The organism is Mesoflavibacter sp. CH_XMU1422-2, from assembly GCF_037029245.1.
Lineage (GTDB): Bacteria > Bacteroidota > Bacteroidia > Flavobacteriales > Flavobacteriaceae > Mesoflavibacter > Mesoflavibacter zeaxanthinifaciens.
Genome location: NZ_JAYMEE010000092.1, coordinates 100,919 through 123,213, shown reverse-complemented (window position 1 = coordinate 123,213; position 22,295 = coordinate 100,919). Strand labels below are relative to the sequence as shown.

22 protein-coding genes are annotated in these 22,295 nt (G+C 37.6%); all 22 read left to right on the top strand.

Going from position 1 to position 22,295, the window contains the following annotated elements; all coding sequences use genetic code 11:
- Positions 1 to 3 precede the first annotated feature (3 nt).
- The 22 genes from WA340_RS13525 to WA340_RS13420 are packed head-to-tail and all read left to right on the top strand — an operon-like array spanning position 4 to position 22,253.
- The gene (locus WA340_RS13525; protein WP_336129462.1) at positions 4 to 711 is read left to right on the top strand and encodes a lycopene cyclase domain-containing protein; all 708 of its coding nucleotides are present in this window, start codon (positions 4 to 6) and stop codon (positions 709 to 711) included.
- A 16-nt stretch (positions 712 to 727) separates the two neighbouring features.
- A complete protein-coding gene (locus WA340_RS13520) occupies positions 728 to 1,243 on the top strand; it encodes a hypothetical protein (RefSeq protein ID WP_092205785.1) in 516 nt (171 codons plus the stop codon).
- Positions 1,244 to 1,272: 29 nt separating this feature from the next.
- On the top strand, positions 1,273 to 1,734 hold the full coding sequence (locus tag WA340_RS13515; RefSeq protein ID WP_083645375.1) for a universal stress protein: 462 nt from the start codon (positions 1,273 to 1,275) through the stop codon (positions 1,732 to 1,734).
- A complete protein-coding gene (locus WA340_RS13510) occupies positions 1,731 to 3,074 on the top strand; it encodes an NAD(P)/FAD-dependent oxidoreductase (protein ID WP_336129461.1) in 1,344 nt (447 codons plus the stop codon). The genes WA340_RS13515 and WA340_RS13510 overlap by 4 nt, the downstream gene beginning before the upstream one ends.
- 43 nt (positions 3,075 to 3,117) lie before the next feature.
- Positions 3,118 to 4,443 carry a Na+/H+ antiporter NhaA gene (nhaA, locus tag WA340_RS13505; RefSeq protein ID WP_336129460.1) on the top strand — a complete coding sequence of 442 codons (1,326 nt, stop codon included), beginning with the start codon at positions 3,118 to 3,120 and terminating at the stop codon, positions 4,441 to 4,443.
- Positions 4,444 to 4,454: 11 nt separating this feature from the next.
- Positions 4,455 to 5,801 (top strand): APC family permease, encoded by a 1,347-nt coding sequence (locus WA340_RS13500; RefSeq protein ID WP_336129459.1) that lies wholly within the window; start codon positions 4,455 to 4,457, stop codon positions 5,799 to 5,801.
- Positions 5,802 to 5,820: 19 nt separating this feature from the next.
- Complete coding sequence (locus tag WA340_RS13495) at positions 5,821 to 6,834, top strand: type II glyceraldehyde-3-phosphate dehydrogenase (protein ID WP_336129458.1); 1,014 nt, start codon at positions 5,821 to 5,823, stop codon at positions 6,832 to 6,834.
- Positions 6,835 to 6,845: 11 nt separating this feature from the next.
- Positions 6,846 to 7,907 (top strand): class I fructose-bisphosphate aldolase, encoded by a 1,062-nt coding sequence (locus WA340_RS13490; RefSeq protein ID WP_336129457.1) that lies wholly within the window; start codon positions 6,846 to 6,848, stop codon positions 7,905 to 7,907.
- 8 nt (positions 7,908 to 7,915) lie between these two features.
- A complete protein-coding gene (locus WA340_RS13485; protein WP_336129456.1) occupies positions 7,916 to 9,259 on the top strand; it encodes a dicarboxylate/amino acid:cation symporter in 1,344 nt (447 codons plus the stop codon).
- Positions 9,256 to 10,176, top strand: a complete 921-nt coding sequence (locus WA340_RS13480) for an alpha/beta fold hydrolase (RefSeq protein ID WP_336129455.1) — start codon at positions 9,256 to 9,258, stop codon at positions 10,174 to 10,176. The genes WA340_RS13485 and WA340_RS13480 overlap by 4 nt, the downstream gene beginning before the upstream one ends.
- Complete coding sequence (locus tag WA340_RS13475; RefSeq protein ID WP_336129454.1) at positions 10,163 to 11,137, top strand: ATP-dependent 6-phosphofructokinase; 975 nt, start codon at positions 10,163 to 10,165, stop codon at positions 11,135 to 11,137. The genes WA340_RS13480 and WA340_RS13475 overlap by 14 nt, the downstream gene beginning before the upstream one ends.
- A gap of 3 nt (positions 11,138 to 11,140) precedes the next feature.
- A complete protein-coding gene (locus tag WA340_RS13470; RefSeq protein ID WP_008616405.1) occupies positions 11,141 to 12,136 on the top strand; it encodes a 2-hydroxyacid dehydrogenase in 996 nt (331 codons plus the stop codon).
- 18 nt (positions 12,137 to 12,154) lie between these two features.
- A complete protein-coding gene (locus WA340_RS13465) occupies positions 12,155 to 12,985 on the top strand; it encodes a universal stress protein (RefSeq protein ID WP_336129453.1) in 831 nt (276 codons plus the stop codon).
- 2 nt (positions 12,986 to 12,987) lie between these two features.
- Positions 12,988 to 13,830 carry an ATP cone domain-containing protein gene (locus tag WA340_RS13460; protein ID WP_129759424.1) on the top strand — a complete coding sequence of 281 codons (843 nt, stop codon included), beginning with the start codon at positions 12,988 to 12,990 and terminating at the stop codon, positions 13,828 to 13,830.
- 26 nt (positions 13,831 to 13,856) lie between these two features.
- Entirely contained in the window at positions 13,857 to 14,132 is a 276-nt protein-coding gene (locus WA340_RS13455) for a hypothetical protein (protein ID WP_129759425.1), read from the top strand.
- 32 nt (positions 14,133 to 14,164) lie between these two features.
- The gene (locus WA340_RS13450; RefSeq protein WP_150314250.1) at positions 14,165 to 15,541 is read left to right on the top strand and encodes an MBL fold metallo-hydrolase RNA specificity domain-containing protein; all 1,377 of its coding nucleotides are present in this window, start codon (positions 14,165 to 14,167) and stop codon (positions 15,539 to 15,541) included.
- Positions 15,542 to 15,569: 28 nt separating this feature from the next.
- Positions 15,570 to 17,072 (top strand): thymidine phosphorylase family protein, encoded by a 1,503-nt coding sequence (locus tag WA340_RS13445; protein ID WP_311484440.1) that lies wholly within the window; start codon positions 15,570 to 15,572, stop codon positions 17,070 to 17,072.
- A 10-nt stretch (positions 17,073 to 17,082) separates the two neighbouring features.
- Entirely contained in the window at positions 17,083 to 17,976 is an 894-nt protein-coding gene (locus WA340_RS13440) for a ribose-phosphate pyrophosphokinase (RefSeq protein WP_008616396.1), read from the top strand.
- Complete coding sequence (locus WA340_RS13435; protein ID WP_008616394.1) at positions 17,973 to 18,617, top strand: hypothetical protein; 645 nt, start codon at positions 17,973 to 17,975, stop codon at positions 18,615 to 18,617. Before WA340_RS13440 ends, WA340_RS13435 begins: the two co-directional genes overlap by 4 nt.
- A gap of 6 nt (positions 18,618 to 18,623) precedes the next feature.
- Positions 18,624 to 18,917, top strand: a complete 294-nt coding sequence (locus tag WA340_RS13430; RefSeq protein ID WP_008616393.1) for a hypothetical protein — start codon at positions 18,624 to 18,626, stop codon at positions 18,915 to 18,917.
- 18 nt (positions 18,918 to 18,935) lie between these two features.
- A complete protein-coding gene (locus WA340_RS13425; protein WP_336129452.1) occupies positions 18,936 to 21,038 on the top strand; it encodes a copper-translocating P-type ATPase in 2,103 nt (700 codons plus the stop codon).
- Positions 21,039 to 22,253, top strand: a complete 1,215-nt coding sequence (locus tag WA340_RS13420; protein ID WP_336129451.1) for an MFS transporter — start codon at positions 21,039 to 21,041, stop codon at positions 22,251 to 22,253.
- Positions 22,254 to 22,295: the final 42 nt, after the last annotated feature.

Here is a 22,295-nt window from a genome sequence, read left to right as displayed (position 1 = left end):
GTTATGCAATACGTCTGGTTTATATGGTCACTTATAATTCTTGCGCTTTGGGCAATCATCTATCTATTGAGAAAAGAATCAAGAAAAGAGATGCTCAAAATGAGCCTTATTACTATGCCCTTTGGATTGACCGAACCTTTGTTTGTACCTGAATATTGGATGCCACCTTCGCTTTTTGATTTGGCTGAAAAAACAAGGTTTGATATCGAAAGTCTCATTTTTTCTTTTGCAATCGGTGGTATAGGTGTGGTACTTTATAATCTTATTTTTAAACAAACCTTTCAAGAAATAACACATACAGAGCGAAATCACAGAAGACATCGCTTGCATATATACATCTTATTTGTACCAGCAATCGTGTTTTTAATATTAGCACTATTTACATCATTAAACCATATTTATTGTGGTACTATAGCGATGTTCCTAGGTGGTTTAGCAACATTATACTGTCGCCCAGATTTAAAAAGAAAGATATGGGTTGGGGGCATCTTGTTTACGGTATTATACTTCATATACTTTGGAAGTATCCTTCCATTTTATCCGCAATATGTTGAGCTGTACTGGAACCTTGACAGCCTAACCCATATTCTGGTTCTGGGAATCCCCTTTGAAGAATTATTGTTCGCCTTCACCTTTGGAATGTACTGGTCTGGATTGTACGAACACATCTATTGGCGAAAACTTATACACTTAAATAAAGCACGTAATTAATTTAAAACTATATAAAATGAAACAAATCCCTTTAAATAAAAAAAACAGTAAGATGCAAGTCATAGTCCGTAAAAACCCAGTGGAAAAGATTTATCGATTGTCCATAGGTCTTGTAATGCTTTTATTGCTCTCAATGTTGCTTCTATCTTGTGCCGACAAGAACAAAGAAGTTACTGAAAGTGCACTACAGTCAAATACCGAAGTCTCTAAAAAGATAAAAGAAAACAATTCTGCTGCCCAAAACTATGAAATTGTCCCAAACGACAAAGTGTGTATGGTAAACGACAGGTTTATGGGCGTAACGCAAATACCTATTGAAGCCAACGGAACTACTTATTACGGTTGTTGTGAAAATTGTGTTGAAAAATTACAGAAAAATCTGGGTGATGTCCGTTTTGGCGTAAACCCTCTTAATGATTCAAAAGTAGATAAAGCTTCGGCAATTATTGTTCAGGATAAAAACAGCGGAAGTGTTTTTTACTTCATATCGAAAGAAGATGCCCAAACATTTATAAACAAGAATAAGGCATAGGACATCTCAATTAATAACACCTTCAAATTATGAAAATTGTATTGGCCATAGATGGTTCAGATTTTAGTAAAGTAGCCATTAACGAGCTTAAGAAAATGACTTTATCCTCAAATAGTGAAATTCATATTATAAATGTTTATGAAGTTCCTAAAACAACCAGTCTGGGATTGCATACTATGGGCGGCAAGATAGGAAATTACATAGAAGAAATTAAAAGTAACGCTCAAAAATTGGGAAACAAAATCGTTTCAGAGGCTTCCGATAAAATCAAGGCCGAAAACAAAGCACTTACCATAACCACAAGCGTTGTTAGCGGACTACCCAAAAGTATTATTAATGAAAAAGCAGAAGATTGGGGTGCAGATTTAATTGTAGTAGGCTCTCAGGGTCTCGGTGCTTTTTCTCGCTTAGTATTGGGCTCTGTATCCCAATATTTGACCACAAATGCCAAATGTTCAGTACTGATTGCAAGAGATAGAAATAAAAAATGAAAGAAAAGCAAACACATAGCATTAAATTAGAATCCACTTGTAAGATAACAGATGAGATATGTCTCCCCGATACTAAATTACCTCGTGTGGTTATCGTTGGTGGTGGGTTTGCAGGTTTGGCATTGGTTGAGAAACTGAAACACAAAGAAGTTCAAGTGGTTTTACTCGATAAAAATAACTTCCATCAGTTTCAGCCTTTATTGTATCAAGTGGCAACGAGTGCCCTGGAGCCTGACAGTATTGTATTTCCATTCAGAAAACAAATCAATGGCTATAAAAATGTTTTCTTTCGTTTGGCTGAAGTTGAGGAAATTCAACCTGATTCAAATACTATATTGACCAATAAGGGAAGTATTTCTTATGACTATTTAGTGTTGGCTACTGGCACGACCACCAATTTCTTTGGGATGGATTCTGTGGCCGAAAATAGTTTGGGGATGAAGGATATTCGCGATTCCCTCAACATCCGTCATATGATGTTGCAAAATTTGGAACAGGCAGCTATTACTTGTGATGATGAAGAACGCGACGCGTTGACAAATTTTGTAATAGTAGGTGGTGGTCCAGCAGGCGTAGAAATGGCAGGAGCTTTGGCAGAGTTTTGCAAATATATCCTTCCCAAAGATTACCCAGAGTACCCTTCTTCCATTATGAATATTTATTTAATAGAAGCCATTGATGAGTTGTTAAGCACGATGTCAGACAAGGCATCATCGAAAACCCTCAAATATTTAGAAGATTTGAATGTAAAGGTATTATTAAATGAAGCTGTAAGCAATTATGATGGAAAAGAAGTCACTATCAAAAGTGGTAACACCATTTTGGCTAAAAATCTTATCTGGACGGCTGGCGTAAAAGGACAATTCCCAAAAGGTATTGATGAAAAACACGTGGTCAAGGGCAACCGTATAAAAACTGATTCATTTCTAATGGTTGAAGGATACAAAAATATATTTGCCATTGGCGATATTGCAGCTGTAATTTCAAAAGAAACACCGAAAGGGCATCCACAAGTAGCCCAGACAGCTATTCAGCAAGGTAAATGGTTGGGTAATTCACTATTAAAAATCATTAAGAACGAGTCCCCAAAACCTTTCGAATATAAAGACAAGGGTTCTTTGGCAACTGTAGGAAAACGTAAAGCAGTAGCCGACTTGGGAAAAATGAAGTTTGCTGGCTATTTCGCTTGGTTGCTATGGTCAATTGTACACCTGATGTCCATAAGCGGATTTAGAAATAGATTGATGGTTGGTTTTAATTGGGCGGTAAGTTATTTCACTTATGAAAAGAGCAACCGCCTAATTATTAGAAACTTTAAACCAAAATCCAAAGATTCATAAACAATACTTAAAAAAAAGTAGAAGTAAATAACGTGAATTAATAATGTTAGAGAAGAAAACATATAATGGAATACAAAGTGTATTTAGTGTCACTTCAAAGGGACTAAACAATACTGGTATTTTGCTTCTCATCACTGTTGTCATTGCAATGGTATGGGCCAATTCGCCTTGGCAAGAAATATACCGAAGTTTAATGAGAACGGATATTTCCTTTGCCGTGGGAAGCTTTAAAATCGCTGAACCCTTATTACTGTGGATCAACGATGGATTAATGGCTTTGTTCTTTCTTCAAGTCGGTTTGGAGTTAAAGCGTGAAATATTGGGTGGGAAACTATCGACTCCTCAAAACGCCATACTTCCTATTGGTGCAGCCATAGGAGGTATGGTCGTTCCCGCCCTTATTTATTTTTTGCTCAATTCTACTGGAGAAGCTTCTCAAGGTTGGGGAGTTCCAATGGCTACGGACATTGCTTTTTCATTGGGTGTATTGGCACTTTTCGGAAAACGTCTGCCCATAGCTTTACGGGTTTTTTTAGTAACTCTTGCGGTTGTAGATGACTTGGGTGCAGTAATGGTAATTGCGCTGTTCTATACCTCTGGCATTTCTACTATGGATCTTTTTCACGGGTTGTTGTTTTTTGGAGTATTAATCATCGGAAATTATATAGGTATTAGAAAAACTTGGTTTTATGCATTAATAGGTATTGGAGGTGTATGGCTGGCTTTTTTCTTTTCGGGTGTCCATCCTACTATAGCAGGTATACTTACCGCTGTAGCAATACCAGGAAGAGTGAAAATTAATGAAGGAACATTTCTAAAACGTTTAAGAAACCTTCAGGCACGTTTTATAAAGATTAAACCCGTACAAGGAAGACTAATCTCTGATGAACAACTCGAAATTTTAGAAGATATAAAAACCACCAGTTCAGAAGCCGAAACTCCTCTCCAAAAGTTAGAAAAATCGCTAAGCCCTATCGTAAATTTTATGGTACTACCACTTTTTGCATTGGCGAATGCGGGCATACACTTGCACGGTGAAGTGGGTCAAGTGCTACTTAGCCCAGTTAGTTTAGGGATTGGTGCAGGCTTGGTTTTCGGCAAATTTTTGGGTATTGTTTTCTTTACAAGATTATTCGTTGCATTAAAACTGGCAAAATTACCCGATGCCATTAATTGGAATCAAATTTACGGTGTTGCTTTTCTTGGAGGAATAGGGTTTACAATGTCGTTATTCATCAATGAATTGGCATTTAAAAGCGAAGAATTTATTTATGCCGCAAAAGTGAGTATTCTTTTTTCTTCACTCATAGCAGGAGTTATAGGGTCTATCATCTTAATAAATAATTTGAAAAAACCACAAAAGTTATAAATAGTAAAATGATGAAAAACACCACAGATAAAAATAATAAGCTTTCCTTAATCGGTTCCATATCCCTTGGTACTGGAGTAATGATTGGTGCTGGCATATTTGTCCTTATGGGACAAATAGCTGAGTTAGTAGGCGATTTATTTCCCATTGCATTTATTGCAGGTGCCGTTGTGGTAGGGTTCAGTTCATATTCCTATGTCAAGTTTTCAAATGCTTTTCCATCGTCTGGAGGTGTGGTCAAATTCCTTAACAAATCCTATGGGCCTGGAACAACAACTGGGTTTTATTCTTTGCTGATGTACGCATCAATGGTAGTTTCAGAAAGTTTGGTGGCAGGCACTTTTGGAGCATATACGCTTCGGTTGTTCCCTGAAAGTTTTGCTGGGTACGCATCCGTTCTTGGTATTCTACTTTTGGTAACCGCATATATCGTGAATATATTAGGAAACAGGGTAATAGGTGCAACAGCTACCTTTACAGCAGTCATCAAAGTTTTTGGTATTGCATTGCTCGCCATTGCTGGTTTAATTGCTTCTGGATTTGCAGACATTACAGGAAACTATATTCCTCAAAATACCGAAGCTTTACCACAGGGCTTTGGCTTTGTGGCTGCATTGGCATTGGCAATCCTTGCCTATAAAGGATTTACAACAATCACGAACCAAGGGGCCGATATTAAAAACCCGCATAAAAATCTTGGTAGGTCTATCGTGTTTTCCATACTTATCTGCACACTGATATATGTAGCCTTGGCATTAGCTGTTGCGGGAGGTTTAAGTATTCCTGAAATAATTGAAGCAAAGGATTATGCTTTGGCTGCCGCTGCACGTCCCGTTTTTGGGGAATGGGGTTCTTGGATTACCATAGCAATAGCGATTGTAGCAACCGTTTCAGGGGTTATAGCCAGTGTGTTTTCGGCATCACGTTTATTGGCAATGTTGAGCAATATGAAACAAGTCCCATCTTTAAAAAGAATGGGGAACTTTAAAAATCCTGCACTTATATTCACGGTTGCCCTGGCTATATTACTAACGGTTCTTTTCGATTTGACAAGGATAGCATCCATTGGGGCTATCTTTTATCTTATTATGGATATCGCTATCCATTGGGGGCTGTTCCGGCACCTTAAAAACGAAGTGAATTTTCGGCCTATTATCCCATTAATAGCCATCGTATTGGACATTGCAGTATTAGCAGCCTTTCTTTATATAAAATATCTGAACGATCCATTGGTGCTTATCGTAGCAGCGATTGGGATTGTTCTAATACTTGTTGCCGAACGTCTTTTTATGATTTCACATACAGACGATGAAGGTAATATGCCGATGGGAATGGAAACTACAAACAATAAAACATAATTAATAAAAATCAATTTATATGAAAAACATAGCAGTTATAGGATATGGAGTCATTGGAAAAAGGGTGGCAGATGCCATCAACTTACAAAACGATATGAAGCTTTCGGGCGTATGCGATATCATTAGCGATTGGCGCATTCAAAATGCCGTAAGAAAGGAGTATGATATTTATGCAGCTACCGAAAAAGCAGCCAATGATATGGAGTCAAAAGGAATTTCAGTAAAAGGAAACTTACAGGAACTTTTAAAAAAATCAGACCTTGTTGTGGACTGTACGCCTAAAAAGATTGCTGCTCAAAATGTAGCGATTTATAAAGAACAGAATATAAAATTTATTTTGCACGGTGGCGAAAAACACGAAACCACAGGGCATTCCTTTAGTGCAGAAAATAATTACAAATCAGCTCTAAACTTGAATGCGACAAGAGTAGTTTCCTGTAATACTACGTCTATTTTAAGAACCTTGACCGCTTTAAAAAGAGCCGATTTATTGGATTATGCCAGAGGTACACTTTTAAGAAGAGCTACAGACCCTTGGGAAAGTCATTTAGGTGGTATTATGAATACGATGGTTCCCGAAAAAGATATCCCAAGCCATCAAGGTCCGGATGCTAAAAGTGTTGACCCAGAACTGGATGTCATCACCGCAGCGGTAAAAGTACCCGAAACATTGAGCCATCTGCACTATTGGAATGTGAAATTGAAAAAGCAGGCGACAAAGGAAGAAGTGCTAAATGCTTTCAAAACTTCAAGTCGTATTAAATTAATTCAATATGACCAAGGTCTGGTTTCTAACAATACCATTAAGGAAATGTTTCTGGATATGGGAAGACCTTGGGGCGATATGTATGAAGTAGCCCTATGGGAAGATATGCTGAAGGTACAGGGAGACGAACTCTTTTATGCCTACGTGGTCGATAATCAAGCTATTGTAATCCCGGAAACAATTGATGCTATTAGGGCATTAACTGGAATTGAAACAGATGGTACAAAATCCATAGCCAAAACAAATGAAAGTTTAGGAATCCATTAAATACTATCAAGATGAAAACAGACAAGAATATAGTAGAACTTTTAGGAGAAAAAGCAGACTTCTATTTAGAACACGTTTGTGAAAAAATAACAAAGGATGAATTGCAAGTGCCAAGCAAAAATAGTTTAGAAAAAGTATTTGGCAATAGCAACAGAAATTCACAGGTACTTCGTAGCCTTTCCCAATTATACAATCACGGAAATCTGGCAGGAACTGGTTATTTAAGTATCCTTCCTGTTGACCAAGGTATTGAGCATAGCGCGGCCTTTTCATTCTATAAAAACCCAGATTATTTTGACCCAGAGAACATCATAAAACTTGCTATGGAAGCTGGTTGCAATGGTGTGGCATCCACGTTTGGTGTATTGGGATTGAACGCCCGAAAATATGCCCATAAAATCCCTTTTATCGTCAAGATTAACCATAACGAGCTACTTACCTATCCAAATAAATATGACCAAACATTATTTGGTAAGGTAAAAAATGCCTGGGATATGGGAGCAATTGCCGTAGGAGCTACGATTTATTTTGGTTCAGCAGAAAGCAACAGACAGCTAAAAGAAATAGCTGAAGCTTTTGAAGAAGCACACAATCTGGGAATGGCCACCATCTTATGGTGCTATACACGGAACGAGGCATTTAAAACCAACAAGGAAGATTATCACGCAGCTGCCGATGTAACTGGGCAGGCAAACCATTTGGGTGTTACTATTCAAGCAGACATCATCAAACAAAAATTACCTACCAATAATTTTGGTTTCAAAGAAATCGGTTTTGGAAAATATGATGATGAAATGTATGAGACGCTGACAACAGAACATCCCATCGACCTGTGCAGGTTGCAGGTGGCTAATTGCTTTATGGGAAAAATCGGATTGATTAATTCCGGTGGTGGCTCTAAAGGTAAGTCTGATTTGGTGGAGGCAATAACAACTGCCGTTATCAATAAAAGGGCTGGTGGCTCTGGTTTGATAATGGGAAGAAAAGCATTTCAAAAGCCCTTCGGTGAAGGCGTGAGAGTATTACAATCTGTTCAGGAAGTGTATCTGGATAATAAAATTAATATAGCATAATCAACAGAATGTTTGACACAGAGATAAAATCATTAAAATCACTTAACCACTACCTCATAAGATTGGTAGAAAGTCGTCTATGGCTTAAGGTAATCATTGCCTTGTTTTTAGGTGTTGGATTTGGTCTGCTATTGAGCCCACAAAATGGATGGATTTCTATTGAAACAGCAGATATCGCGGGGAATTGGCTGGCATTGCCTGGTGTACTATTTCTTAAACTGGTTCAAATGATTATGATTCCGTTGATTGTGGCTTCCATCATCACAGGAATAGCAAGCAACGATAAGGATAGTCTAAAAAAACTGGGCGGTGGTGTTTTACTGTATTTTTTAGGCACAACAATAGTTTCGGTTAGCATAGGTACGATACTATCCCAAATTTTTAGACCGGGTCGTTTTCTTCATAAACAATCACTAAAAGAGCATAATGAAATTACGGCAATTTCTACTGATGAACCCGAGCTTTCCTTCGGAATTGAAACGATTCCTGATGCCATCTCAAACTTACTTCCCGAAAACCCGTTGGCATCTATGGTAAGTGGTGAAATGTTAAGCATTGTAATTTTCACAATCATTATTGGTGTAGCTGTGCTATCACTTGAAAATGCCTTACTGCACCCAGTGAAGCTGCTTCTAAGTGCCATTCAGGAAGTCTGTATGACAGTAGTAAAATGGTCAATGCTTCTAGTGCCTATTGCTGTTTTCGGACTTATGGCGCAGCTTACCTCTAGTGTTGGTTTAAGTTCTCTTTCCGGTCTCACCTATTATGTTGGCGTCGTCCTGCTCGGTCTATTACTTTTGGTAATTTTCTATTTAGGGCTAATTGTGCTTCTTGGAAAAACAAACCCTATGCATTTCCTAAAAAAAATAAGGGATGTTCAATTATTGGCCTTTTCAACCACAAGCTCTGCGGCCGTGATGCCACTTTCCCTTCAAACAGCCGAAGAAGAATTGAAGGTGGACAAGACCATTAGCAATTTTATCATTCCCATAGGTGCAACCGTCAATATGGATGGTACTGCACTCTATCAAACGATAACAACCCTTTTTATAGCCCAAGCCTATGGACTGGAAATGAGTTTGCTCAATATTATTGTGGTCATTGTAACTATCGTTGCTGCTTCAATCGGCACACCTGCCATTCCCGGAGGTGGTGTGGTGATACTCGCTTCTGTTTTGGGAAGTGTCGGTATTCCAGCCGAAGGCATCATCATTATTATTGGTGTAGAAAGATTGTTGGGAATGTTCAGGACTGCTGTAAACGTAACGGGTGACCTCACAGCTTGTATGGTTTTTAATAGGTTTTATGGTAAAACCCCAATATTGGTTAATGATAAAACTTTAAAAATATGACATTACTACTCATATCCATATTTTTCATTTTTCCTGTGGTCGCTATAGCAGGATATCAACATTATAAGATTGTTAAGCACCCAGCTTATGATGCTGACAAAACACTCTTAAATTATGAAATTATAGGTGCGGGTGAAAACAAACTCGTTTTGCTGCACGGTTTGACAGGGTCATTGAATTATTGGAAACGCAATTTAGAAAGCATTTCAAAAACACACACTTTGCTATTAATAGACCTTTTGGGTTTTGGTGATTCGCCAAAGCCACAAAGTGATTATTCGCTTTTAATACAATTACAAGCCCTAGAATTGGTACTTAACAAAGAAGGATTCAATGATGGAAAAACCATAGTTGCCGGTCATTCTATGGGAGCTATAATTTCATTGGCTTTATTGCAGAAGCATCCTCATTGGTTCAAAGCAGGTGTTTTTATTGGAATACCTGTTTACAAGGATGCAGATGAATTTAAGAGAATTATGTCCTCACATTCCTTTGTGGATAGGATATCAACAAGCAAATTCTCTAAATACATCTGTATGATTCATCCCATTTTTATGTCGCGTGCATTTAAACCAGACAACCTCACGGATGATGTTTATGAAGATGCAAAAAAACATCATTGGCAGAGCTATTATTATTCGCTTACAGAAGTCATTTTAAAAACAAATTTATATGCTATAGCAAAGAAAATTAAGGATAAAGATGTGCATTTTATTCACGGAGAAAAAGACACTACTGCACCTTTAGAAAATGCCTTGAAATTATCAAAGGAATTTACAAACGCACAAATAATTACTTCATCTGAAGGAGACCATCAGTTCTTTCTGAAAGAAGCAGAATTTGTTTGGAACACAATTCAAGATTTTTCTGTTTCAGATAAAAAATTACAAAAAACAATATCAAATGAGCACAAATAAAATAAAACATATAGGTGTATTTACCTCTGGAGGTGATAGTCCGGGAATGAATTCAGCCTTGTACGCCATTGCAAAAACGGCTGAAGCAACTGGTATAAAAGTAAGTGGTTTTCGAAAAGGATATGAAGGATTGATAGACGGTGACTTGGTTCAATTTAAATCACACGAATTACAAAAACTGACCCAAAAGGGTGGCACAATTCTAAAGACCGCACGAAGCAAACGTTTTCTCGAACTGGAAGGTCGAAAAAAAGCCCTGCAAACCCTAAATGCAAACAAAATAGATGCCCTGATTGCCATTGGTGGCGATGGCACATTTAAAGGACTACTTACTTTTTCAGAAATATGCGACATTCCGTTTATCGGCATTCCTGGTACTATAGATAATGATATTTCAGGAACAGATTATACCCTTGGTTTTGATTCCGCAGTAAACACAGCCATTGAGAACATTGATAAAATAAGGGATACTGCCGAATCCCATAACCGTGTGTTTATTGTGGAAGTTATGGGGAGAGATTCTGGTTATATAGGTATTCATACTGGATTGATGGTAGGTGCGGATGCCATTTTAATTCCCGAGAGCGGCAAAGACCTCATTTATCTATTGGATAAGGTTAAAAATTACGATAGCGAAGATGCTTTTCTTGTCGTGGTTTCTGAAGGGGATGAAATAGGAGCCGAACTTGTTTCATCAAAAATAAAGGAAGTCAATCCCAATGTCGATTTACGCATAACAAAGCTTGGCCACATACAGCGAGGTGGAAATCCTTCTGCTTTAGATAGGATGTTGGGTATTAGGCTTGGGGTGGAAGCCGTAAAATCACTTTTACAAAGTGAAAATAATGTAATGGTTGGGATTTTAAACAATCAATTGCACTTAACCCCTTTTAGTGAAGTGGTCAAACAACATCAGGTCAATAAAGAATTGCACGAACTCTTAGAACTATTTGGAACATAAATTATGAAAACAACAATATACAGCACACATAAATTCGATAAGCCTTCCATTGAAAACGCTAATAAAGGAAAACATCAATTGAATTTTCTGGAATTTAGGCTAACAAAGGAAACCGCCTTATTGGCAGAAGGTTCAAAGGCCATAGCACTTTTCTCAAGTGACGATGCCTCTTCGGAAGTTTTGGATATTTTACACAAACTAGGCATAAAATTTATCGCATTACGTTCGGCAGGTTTCAATCACGTCGATTTAGAAAAAGCAGCTGAATTGAATATAAAAGTGGCCCGTGTCCCAGCCTATTCACCTTATGCCATTGCAGAACATACAATGGCTTTGATACTTGCATTAAACCGAAGACTGATTAAAGCCCACAATAGAGTGCGCGAACAAAACTTTTCATTAAACGGTCTCACTGGTTTTGACCTAAATGGGAAAACCGTTGGCGTGATTGGAACAGGAAAAATAGGGTCTGTACTCGTAAAAATACTTCACGGATTCGGCTGCAATATTCTTGCCCAGGATATAGAAGAAAGCAAAGACCTAATTGATAAATACGGCGTAATCTATTCAGATTGTGCGACGCTCTGTAAGCACGCAGATATAATAAGCCTGCACGTGCCATTAAAAGCTTCAACAAAACATTTAATAAATAAAGAGCATATAGCACTAATGAAATCTGGAGTAATGCTCATCAATACAAGTCGTGGTGGGTTGGTGGACACCAAGGCAGTTATCGAAGGATTGAAAACTAAAAAAATAGGGTATTTAGGACTGGATGTTTATGAGGAAGAAGAAGGATTGTTCTTTGAAGACCATTCCGATGACATTTTGCAAGACGATGTGATTGCACGCTTAATGACTTTCAACAATGTACTAATTACAAGCCATCAAGCTTTTTTAACCAAAACCGCATTGACCAATATTGCAGAAACAACCATATATAATCTGGATTGTTTTGAAAAACAAAAACCTTCTGGAAATGAAATTAGCATTAATTAATAGTTAAAAACAAATATTATGAAAAACATACTCGTACCAACAGACTTTTCAAAAAATTGCAATAAAGCAGAAGAACTCGGAATTGAAATGGCAAAGCTTTACAATTCCGAAATCCATTTTTTCCATTTGATGAAAACCCCTGTTGATTGGGTAAAACTGGATAAACAAAAAGAAAAAAGGTATCCCGAAACTTTAAAGGAAATTGGAGTCGTTAAATCAAAATTGCGGGAACTGGAAAAAAAGGCTGAGCACGAAGGTCTTAAATGTCGAACTTTTCTTCAATTTGATTCGGGACAGAAAGATATTTTAGAACATTCTGGTCATTTCCATCACGATTTTATAGTTACGGGAAGTAGTGGCACCCGAGGCGGTATACGTGAGTTAATGGGAAGCAACGTAGAAAAAATTGTTAGGAAAGCTGATGTACCGGTTGTTGTAGTCAAGGATGAAGAAGTATCCTTTCCTTTTAAGGATATCGTTTTTGTTTCAGATTTTCTTCAAGATGTAAGCGATGCATTTAAGCAGGTTATTTCGATTGCTGAAAAATGCGGTGCACATATCCATTTATTGAGGGTCAATACTCAGACCGATTTTAACAGTATAGAACAAGGGTTGAACCCCATCAATGAGTTCCTGAAAAAATTCCCGGATTTGGATAACTTCTCAATGAACGTATATAACGAACCTGACGTAGAAACAGGGATAAACAATTTTTTACGATATAAAAATGCCGATTTAACTGCAATGTGTACACACGGACGTACAGGCTTTTTAAGCTTATTCTCTAAAAGCATCGCAGAGGGTATTACCAATCACTCCGAACTACCAGTAATGACTATTAAAATGTAAAAATGAATAAATCAGTCTTAATAAAAAAATATTCTGGTGAGTATGAAGCCTTTGATGTAAACAAACTCATCAACTCCCTGCGACGTTCGCGGGCAGATGAGGATATTATTCAAGATATAGCCCGGAAAGTACAAGAGCAGATTGAAGAAGGAATGACCACCAAGAAAATCTATCAATTGGCTTTCAAGATGCTTAGGTCCAAATCGAGAGTAAGTGCATCAAAATACAAACTTAAAAAAGCGTTGATGGAACTGGGACCAACGGGTTTTCCTTTTGAAAAATTGGTAGGCCAGCTATTAGCTCACGAAGGATTTGCAACACAAGTTGGTGTGATTGTACAAGGTAATTGTGTGCAGCACGAAGTAGATGTGATAGCCCTAAAAGACAATAACCATTATATGATTGAGTGCAAATACCATAGTGACCAAGGACGGTTTTGTAATGTCAAGATTCCCTTGTACATCCATTCACGGTTTTTGGATGTGGAAAGGAAATGGGAACATCAAAAAGGACACGAGGCCAAACTACATAAAGGCGGTGTGTATACCAATACACGATTTACAACCGATGCAATACAATATGGTAAATGTGTAGGATTATTATTGACAAGCTGGGATTATCCAATGGGGAACGGTTTAAAAGATAGAATAGATAAATCGGGCCTACATCCATTAACAGCATTGACAACAATGACCAATGCCGAAAAAACAAAATTATTGGATAAAGGCATTGTGCTTTGCAAAGAGATCCACGAAACACCTACTTTATTAAATGAAATCGGGATAGATAAAACAAGACACAAAAAGATTTTGGAAGATTCCGAAGCACTATGTAAAAACCATTAAAAAATAAAAATCTTAAAAATAACAATATGAAAACAGAAGTATTAAAACAACAGAACAGCATAGATTTTGAGCCATTTTACGAAGCATTGGAAGACGACCCAAAACTGCTTGAAGAAGCCTTGGAAATACTATTGGAAATGGTTCACTTTGAACCTAAATCAGTAAAGAAATTGGCTCTTTTTATTAAAGAGGATTCTCGTAATCTATATAAAGAAATAGTGGAATTGAGTAAATCAAAACAAGATAAAGGAAACTCACCTTCCTGCTGCGGTGGGCACAAATTTGGGGAGCAGCTCTTGTAGTAAATTATGTACAACAACCTAAATAGATACCAATGAAAAAAAATAAAATAAACATCCATTTCTTAGGAGCGGCAGGCACAGTAACCGGCTCAAAATATTTAGTGGATACAGGAGATAAAAAGATACTCATAGACTGTGGACTTTTTCAAGGGCTAAAGGAATTACGCCTTAAAAACTGGGAGTACCCACCTGTTAATGTTGCTGATATTGATGCTGTTTTGCTCACCCACGGCCATATGGACCACACAGGTTATCTGCCGAGATTGGTAAAGCAAGGCTTTAATGGTCCCATCTATGGTACCAACCCCACTTTGGATATTGCAAAAATCATTTTGAATGATAGTGCAAAAATTCAGGAACAAGAAGCAGAACGTGCCAATAAAGAAGGCTATTCCAAACATAATCCTGCTGAACCATTGTACGACCTAAAGGATGTAGAAAAAACTATCCCTCATTTTAAAGGAATTCCGCAATCACAATGGATTCCATTGTTTGATGGCATAAGGGCTCGATTTCAATATAATGGACACATTCTGGGAGCAACTTACATTGAGTTGGATGTACACAGGAAACGTTTTGTGTTTTCTGGCGATATAGGCAGAACAAACGATTTATTACTGTTTCCACCCTTAAAGCCAAAAAAGGCAGATGTATTATTTATTGAATCCACCTACGGAGGAAGATTTCATCCTGATGAAGTAGAAGCACTTCCACAGATAGAAAAATTGGTCAATGACACCATCAACAGAGGTGGCAGCCTATTTGTTCCAAGTTTTTCAGTAGAACGTGCCCAATTGATGATGCTGATTTTTTGGAAATTATTGAAAGAGAAGAAAATACCAAAAATACAAATGATAATGGATAGCCCAATGGGAGCAAGTGTATTAGAATTGTTTCATCGCACAAGAGATTGGCACAGGTTGGAAGATAACGAATGTGACGAAATGTGCTCGCACTTTACGGTCGTAAGCAGTTATCGGGAAACAATGGAATTACGAACAGATAATAAACCGAAAATCGTGATTGCAGGAAGCGGAATGCTCACAGGCGGAAGAATGCTAAACTACCTTGAAACACAGGCACAAAACCCCAACAACACCTTGCTTTTTGTGGGTTATCAAGCTGAAGGTACGCGAGGCAGAAAATTATTGGAAGGCGATAAGGAACTTAAAGTGTATGGAAAATGGGTGCCCTTTGATATGGAAGTTGCAGAAATTGAAGGTCTTTCAGCACACGCAGACCACGCAGAACTTATGGACTGGATGGATAAGATAAAAAACAAACCCGAACGTATTTTCATTGTACACGGTGAAAAAGAGAGTGCAGAAGCATTGCAAAAAGGCATCAAGGAAACCTATGGGTGGGATGCAGAAATTCCGCAATTATACACCATCGAAGAAATAGAATAAATCGAAAAATCACAACAACCAATAAAATATGGACACACACTCAAACATATTAAAATATAAACATCTCGGAATCTATACCCAAAACGAAAATGTAGTGTATATGCGCGAAGATTGCCACGTTTGTATTTCAGAAGGTTTTGAAGCACTTACCCGAATAAGAATATCCAATGCAAATACATCAATCGTAGCAAGTCTTAATGTCCTGAATTCTGATATTCTGTTGCCTAATGAAATCGGACTATCAGATGCTGCTGCGAAAAAACTCAATGTTTCCCCAAACGATACATTATATGTTTCCCATTTAGAGCCTATTGAATCCTTAAGCCACGTCAGGGCAAAAATCTATAACAAAAAACTGGATTATAAGGCCTATAACAACATCATAACCGATATCGTGGAAGGCGATTATTCCAACATCCACCTTTCGGCATTTATTACTGCCTGTGCTGGCGACCGAATGGATATTGATGAAATATCCGACCTAACGAAAGCAATGATTGCTTCCGGAAAGCAACTGAACTGGAACAAGGATATCGTGGTCGACAAACATTGTATTGGCGGATTGCCTGGCAATAGGACAACACCATTGGTAGTTGCCATTGTTGCCGCGTATGGGCTTACTATGCCAAAAACATCCTCACGGGCAATCACTTCGCCAGCAGGCACAGCAGATACAATGGAAGTACTGACCAATGTTACGCTCTCTTCCGAGGAAATAAAGACCGTAGTAGAAAAAGAAGGCGGATGTTTTGTTTGGGGCGGTACAGCGCAGTTAAGTCCTGCCGATGATGTGCTCATTAAAATTGAAAAAGCCTTGGATATTGATAGCGAAGGTCAGCTCATCGCTTCAGTACTCTCTAAAAAGGCAGCAGCTGGTTCTACTCACGTGGTCATTGATATTCCCGTGGGAGAAACCGCCAAGGTTCGCAGTACCGAAATGGCAGAAAAACTAAAAAATCATATGGAAACCGTTGGAACTGCTGTTGGGTTGAATGTAAAAGTTGTAGTTACGGATGGCACGCAGCCTGTTGGAAGGGGTATCGGTCCAACTTTAGAAGCCATAGATATATTAAAAGTTTTGAAAAATGAGAAAGATGCACCTAAAGACTTAACAGAAAGAGCATTGCTTTTAGCTACTGAACTATTAGAACTTTCTGGAAAAGTAGAAAAAGGAAAGGGACAGGAAACCGCACATAAAATTCTCAAATCTGGAAAAGCATATGAAAAATTCGTAGCCATTTGTAAGGCGCAAGGTCAATTTTCAAAACCAGTTTTAGCACCTTATAAAATTGAAATTAAAGCTGAAAAGTCAGGCGTTTTGCAACGAATTGATAACCGTAAAATTGCAAAACTGGCCAAACTTTCTGGAGCACCACAATCTAAATCGGCAGGGATTCTTCTAAATGTGCATTTGGGAGAACAAATCGAAGAGAACCAACTGCTTTATACCATATATGCTGAATCCAAAGGTGAACTTAATTATGCCTTGGAATATGAAAACAACCATAACGACATCATAACTATAAATTAAAGAACATACTATGAAAACAATATTATTCAGTCTTCCCGGAAATGAAGAACTCACAGAACTAATGGCTACAAAAATGGATGCTGAAGTGGGTCAAGCCACATTAAGGAAATTCCCTGACGGGGAATCATACACGCGCATATTGTCTGATGTTAAAGATAAATGTGTGGTACTGGTATGCACCTTGCACGAACCGGACGAAAAACTGTTGTCACTATATTTTTTAAGCCACACAGCCAAATCATTAGGAGCTATGTGTACCTGTTTGGTAGCACCCTATTTGGCGTATATGCGGCAGGACAAAGTATTTAATGAAGGAGAAGGAGTGACTTCCGGTTTCTTCGGAAAATTGATTTCTGGTTTCGCCGATAGCATTACCACAGTTGACCCTCACTTGCACAGAATTAGTTCGTTGGGAGAAGTGTATCAAATTCCAAATAAAGTGATTCACGCTGCCGACGCAATTTCAGAATGGATTAAAGAAAATATCGAAAACCCGGTACTTATCGGACCTGATTCTGAAAGTGAACAATGGGTATCAGAAGTCGCCAAAAATGCAGGAGCACCATTTACGGTATTACAAAAGGTGCGTCACGGTGACCGTGATGTAGAAGTCTCTGTTCCCGATGTGGATATATATAAAGATGCTACACCCATTTTGGTAGATGATATTATTTCCACAGCCCGAACAATGATTGAAACCGTACAACATCTTAAAAAAGCAGGAATGAAACCACCTATTTGTGTAGGCATTCACGCCGTTTTTTCAGGAAACGCCTATCAAGATTTATTGGATTCCGGAGTAGAAAAAATAGTGACTTGTAATACCATCCCACACTCTTCAAATGGAATAGATTTAAGTGATATTATGGCAAAAGAGGTAAAAAAATTAATGCACCATATATGAGAAAACAAGGCTTTATAGTACTAATCACTTTATTCAGCATCACAATGACTGGACAAACTGAAATGCTCATTGGGCAGATTTCAGGCAGAGTTGTTATTCGGGAAAACTTTGATGAAAATGGTTCTTTTTTAAATAAACAAACTTTCAAAGCCAGTGAAACAATAAAGAAAAATGGATACTATGAAATTGAGGTAGTTACGGAATTGTTTGATAAAGACAAAAAATTGACCGATAAATACACCACAACCTATCGTTGCAAGCCTGATGAAGCAAGTGTAGTGGTAATGGCTTTCCCGTTTTCCAATCCAAAATCAAAGAAAACAGAAATCAACACCACTTCAAAGAAATTTAAAGAACTATACAATTTGGATAATCTGAAAAATATTGAATTGGAAATGAGTTTTGACTCGGGCTTGTTGAATTTTTTCGGTTCAAAAAGCATCATAAAAATTTACGATCGAAAATTAGAAGCTGGCAAAAACACTATTAAATCAAAAATAAATATTAAGGCCTATGCCTGGGGTATTCGCATCAAGCAATTCAATTATACTGTTATTGAAAAATTAAATGAAAAAGGATTATTGACTTTTCAGAAATTTTCAGAAGCAGATAACAGCTATTTTACAATAAACTATAAATAAAGACAGATGAAAAATTACGATACACTTTCTGAAGCCATAAACGATTTACAGGGAAATGGCTATACATATGATTTTAACCTAAAACCAGAATGTCTGGAGTGTGCCTCACTAAAAATTGAAATACACCCAGAAGATTTTAATGTTGACGAGATGCATCGTTTTGAGGGTATGAGCAGTACCGACGATAATAGTGTGCTTTATGCTATTTCATCAAAAAATGGGATTAAAGGACTTTTGGTAGATGCCTATGGCGTCTATGCCGAAAACATTTCGGAAGCTATGAGAAAAAAATTACGATAACACTTAAACAAGACAATAATGGAAAATCACGAACACCACAATCACGATGAAATGGACCATTCTAAAATGGACCATTCGAAAATGAAACACAAAAAAGAAGACCATTCTAAAATGAACCACAAAGGTGGGGACCATTCGGGTCACAATCCGGGTCACGGAGAACACGGGCACGACCATCATAAAATGATGATTGCCGATTTTAGAAAACGGTTTTGGGTAACCCTTGTACTTACTATTCCCATACTGTTCTTCTCGCCGATGATTCAGGACTTTTTTGGATATGAGTTTTTGCTTCCCGGAAATCCATATATCCTTTTTGCACTTTCCACAATCGTATATTTCTATGGTGGTTGGCCATTTTTAAAAGGATTCTGGTCTGAAATCAAAAAAGGTGCGCCAGGAATGATGACCTTGATTTCTATGGCAATTTCTGTAGCTTATTTTTATAGCACCGCGACCGTATTTGGCTTAAGAGGCGAAGACTTTTTCTGGGAGCTATCAACACTTATAGCCATAATGTTGCTTGGTCATTGGATAGAAATGAAAAGTGTGTTAGGTGCGTCAAAAGCTTTACAGTTACTGGTAAGTATGATGCCCGCAGAAGCCCATAGGGTAAAGGATGATACCATAGAAGACATCCCTCTTGAAGATTTACTAAAGGATGATGTGATTTTGGTTAAACCAGGTGAAAAAGTTCCTGCTGATGGGATTATAGTAGACGGTTCAAGTTACCTGAACGAATCTATGCTTACAGGCGAATCCAAACCTGTAAAAAAAGATGAAAACGATAAGGTTATTGGTGGTTCGGTAAATGGTAACAGTACCTTAAAAGTAAAGGTTGAGCATACTGGAAAAGATAGCTATCTCAACAAGGTCATCAAAATGGTCGAAGAAGCGCAAAAAACCAAATCCAAGATGCAAAATCTTTCAGACAGGGCTGCAAAATGGTTAACCTATATCGCTTTGGCTATTGGTTTTGGAACATTAGCGGTATGGCTGATTTTAGGCTTTCCATTTGTCTATGCTTTAGAAAGAATGGTTACCGTTATGGTCATTGCTTGTCCACACGCATTAGGTCTTGCCATACCACTTGTGGTTGCTATTTCTACTGCTGTATCTGCACAAAATGGATTATTAATCCGTAATAGAACTGCCTTTGAAGAATCACGTAAGATATCCGCCTTACTATTTGACAAAACAGGGACTTTGACCAAAGGGGACTTTGGCGTTACTCGAATCAAATCTGTAAATGTGTCCTATTCAAACGATGAAATCTTAAGACTGTCAAGTGCATTGGAACAAAGTTCAGAACATCCAATTGCTGTTGGGATTATTAAAAAAGTTAAAGAAGACAATATTACAATCCCAAAGCCTGAAAACTTTAATGCGATTACTGGTAAAGGTGTAGAGGCAAATGTAGAAGGAAAGCAAGTAAAAGTGGTTAGTCCTGGTTATTTAAGGGATGAAAAAATAACTATTCCTGAAGATGCTTATAGTGACGCTGCTGAAACTGTTGTATTTGTATTAATTGAAGGACAACTAGCAGGATACATTGCGCTTGCTGATGAAATAAGACCTGAATCTGCGGAAGCTATAAAAATATTTAAAAAGAATAATATCAAAGTTTTGATGGCAACTGGGGATAACGAAAAAACAGCCAAAGCTGTGAGTGAAAAATTAGGGTTGGATGGCTATTATGCCGAAGTGCTACCACACCAAAAAGTAGAAATTGTAGAAGAGTTGCAAAACAAAGGAGAGTTTGTGGCTATGACTGGAGATGGCGTAAACGATGCGCCCGCACTTGCCAAAGCTGATGTAGGAATCGCTGTTGGTTCTGGTACTGATGTAGCCGCCGAAACAGCCGATATTATATTGGTAAATAGCAATCCACAAGATATTGCAAACCTAATTTTGTTCGGAAAGGCTACGTACAATAAAATGATTCAGAATTTGATTTGGGCTACAGGATATAATGTAGTGGCTATTCCTTTAGCAGCCGGTGTATTATATTCTTCAGGCTTTGTTTTAGGACCAGCTGTAGGAGCGGTATTTATGAGTTTAAGTACGATTATAGTGGCCATTAATGCGCAACTATTAAAGCGAAAAATCGGTAAAAAATAAATGGACAAAAAAGAAAAACTCAACAGGATATTTTTAATCCTGTTGAGTTTATTTGTAGTGATGTTGGGCTATGGTATATTATTGCCAACCCTTCCTTACTATACCGAAAGATTAGCATTAAAAGACAATCTTGATACAAACCTTATCAATTTTCATATTGGATTGCTCACAAGCATTTATCCATTTTTCCAATTACTATTTGTGGTGGTTTGGGGAAGGCTATCAGACAATTACGGTCGTAAACCTATTATCATTTGTGGCCTTATTGGTTTTGTAATTATGCAATTACTTACCGGTCTTGCTACATCATTAACGATGCTATATGTTGCTCGCATCTTTGGTGGTATTTTTACGTCATCAGTTATTCCAGTTAGCAACGCATATTTGAGCGACATTACTTCTGAAAAACGAAGAACAAAGATAATGGCCTGGTCTGGTGTTGCAATAAGTTCTGGGGTTATTTTTGGTCCTGTTATTGGTGGGTTACTTTCACAAACTGACCTTCATTTACAATATTCTTTTGGTCTGCTACATTTAGACCGATTTTCAACGCCATTTCTTTTCGCAGCACTACTAGGATTGATTGTCCTATTTATTGTTATGAAATGGTTAAAAAACACTACACGTGTACATAAGTTCACAACCCAAAAAGTGAGGTTGCGATTCACATTTACCAAATATTTTGCCGTATTACTGGTTCTGTCGTTTGTCATCCAATTTGTAGTAACGCTGTTTGAAACCGTCTTTTCAATATATGGGAAAGATGAATTAGGGTTTAACAGTAACCAAATAGGTATTGGTTTTATGCTATGTGGTTCAATAATGGCTGTTTTACAACCTGTGTTCGCTACTTATGGAGAGAAGTTTTTATCGACAAAGAAACAAATTGCATTAGGGTTGTTTATATCTGGATTATCCTTAATTGTCTTTCCTTTTTTTAAGAATGAATACTTGGTATATGTATTAATCGTTGTTTTCGCTGCTGGAGGTGCTATGGTAACCCCAAATTTACTTTCTGCGGTTTCATTAATATCAAAGCAAAATACTGGCAGGAACATTTCTATTCAGAGCTCTACTAATAGTGTTGGTCAAATTCTAGGGCCTGTTTTAGGGACTTGGTTGCTTTCAGGCGGTTTTTACTACCCTTTTATAATTACTGGCAGCATTATTTTGGCTGTTATTGGTTTTTTATTCTTTTTCAAAAACCCGCCATAAAAAAATAAGCACATAACCATAGTTGTTGACAATTAACCCAAA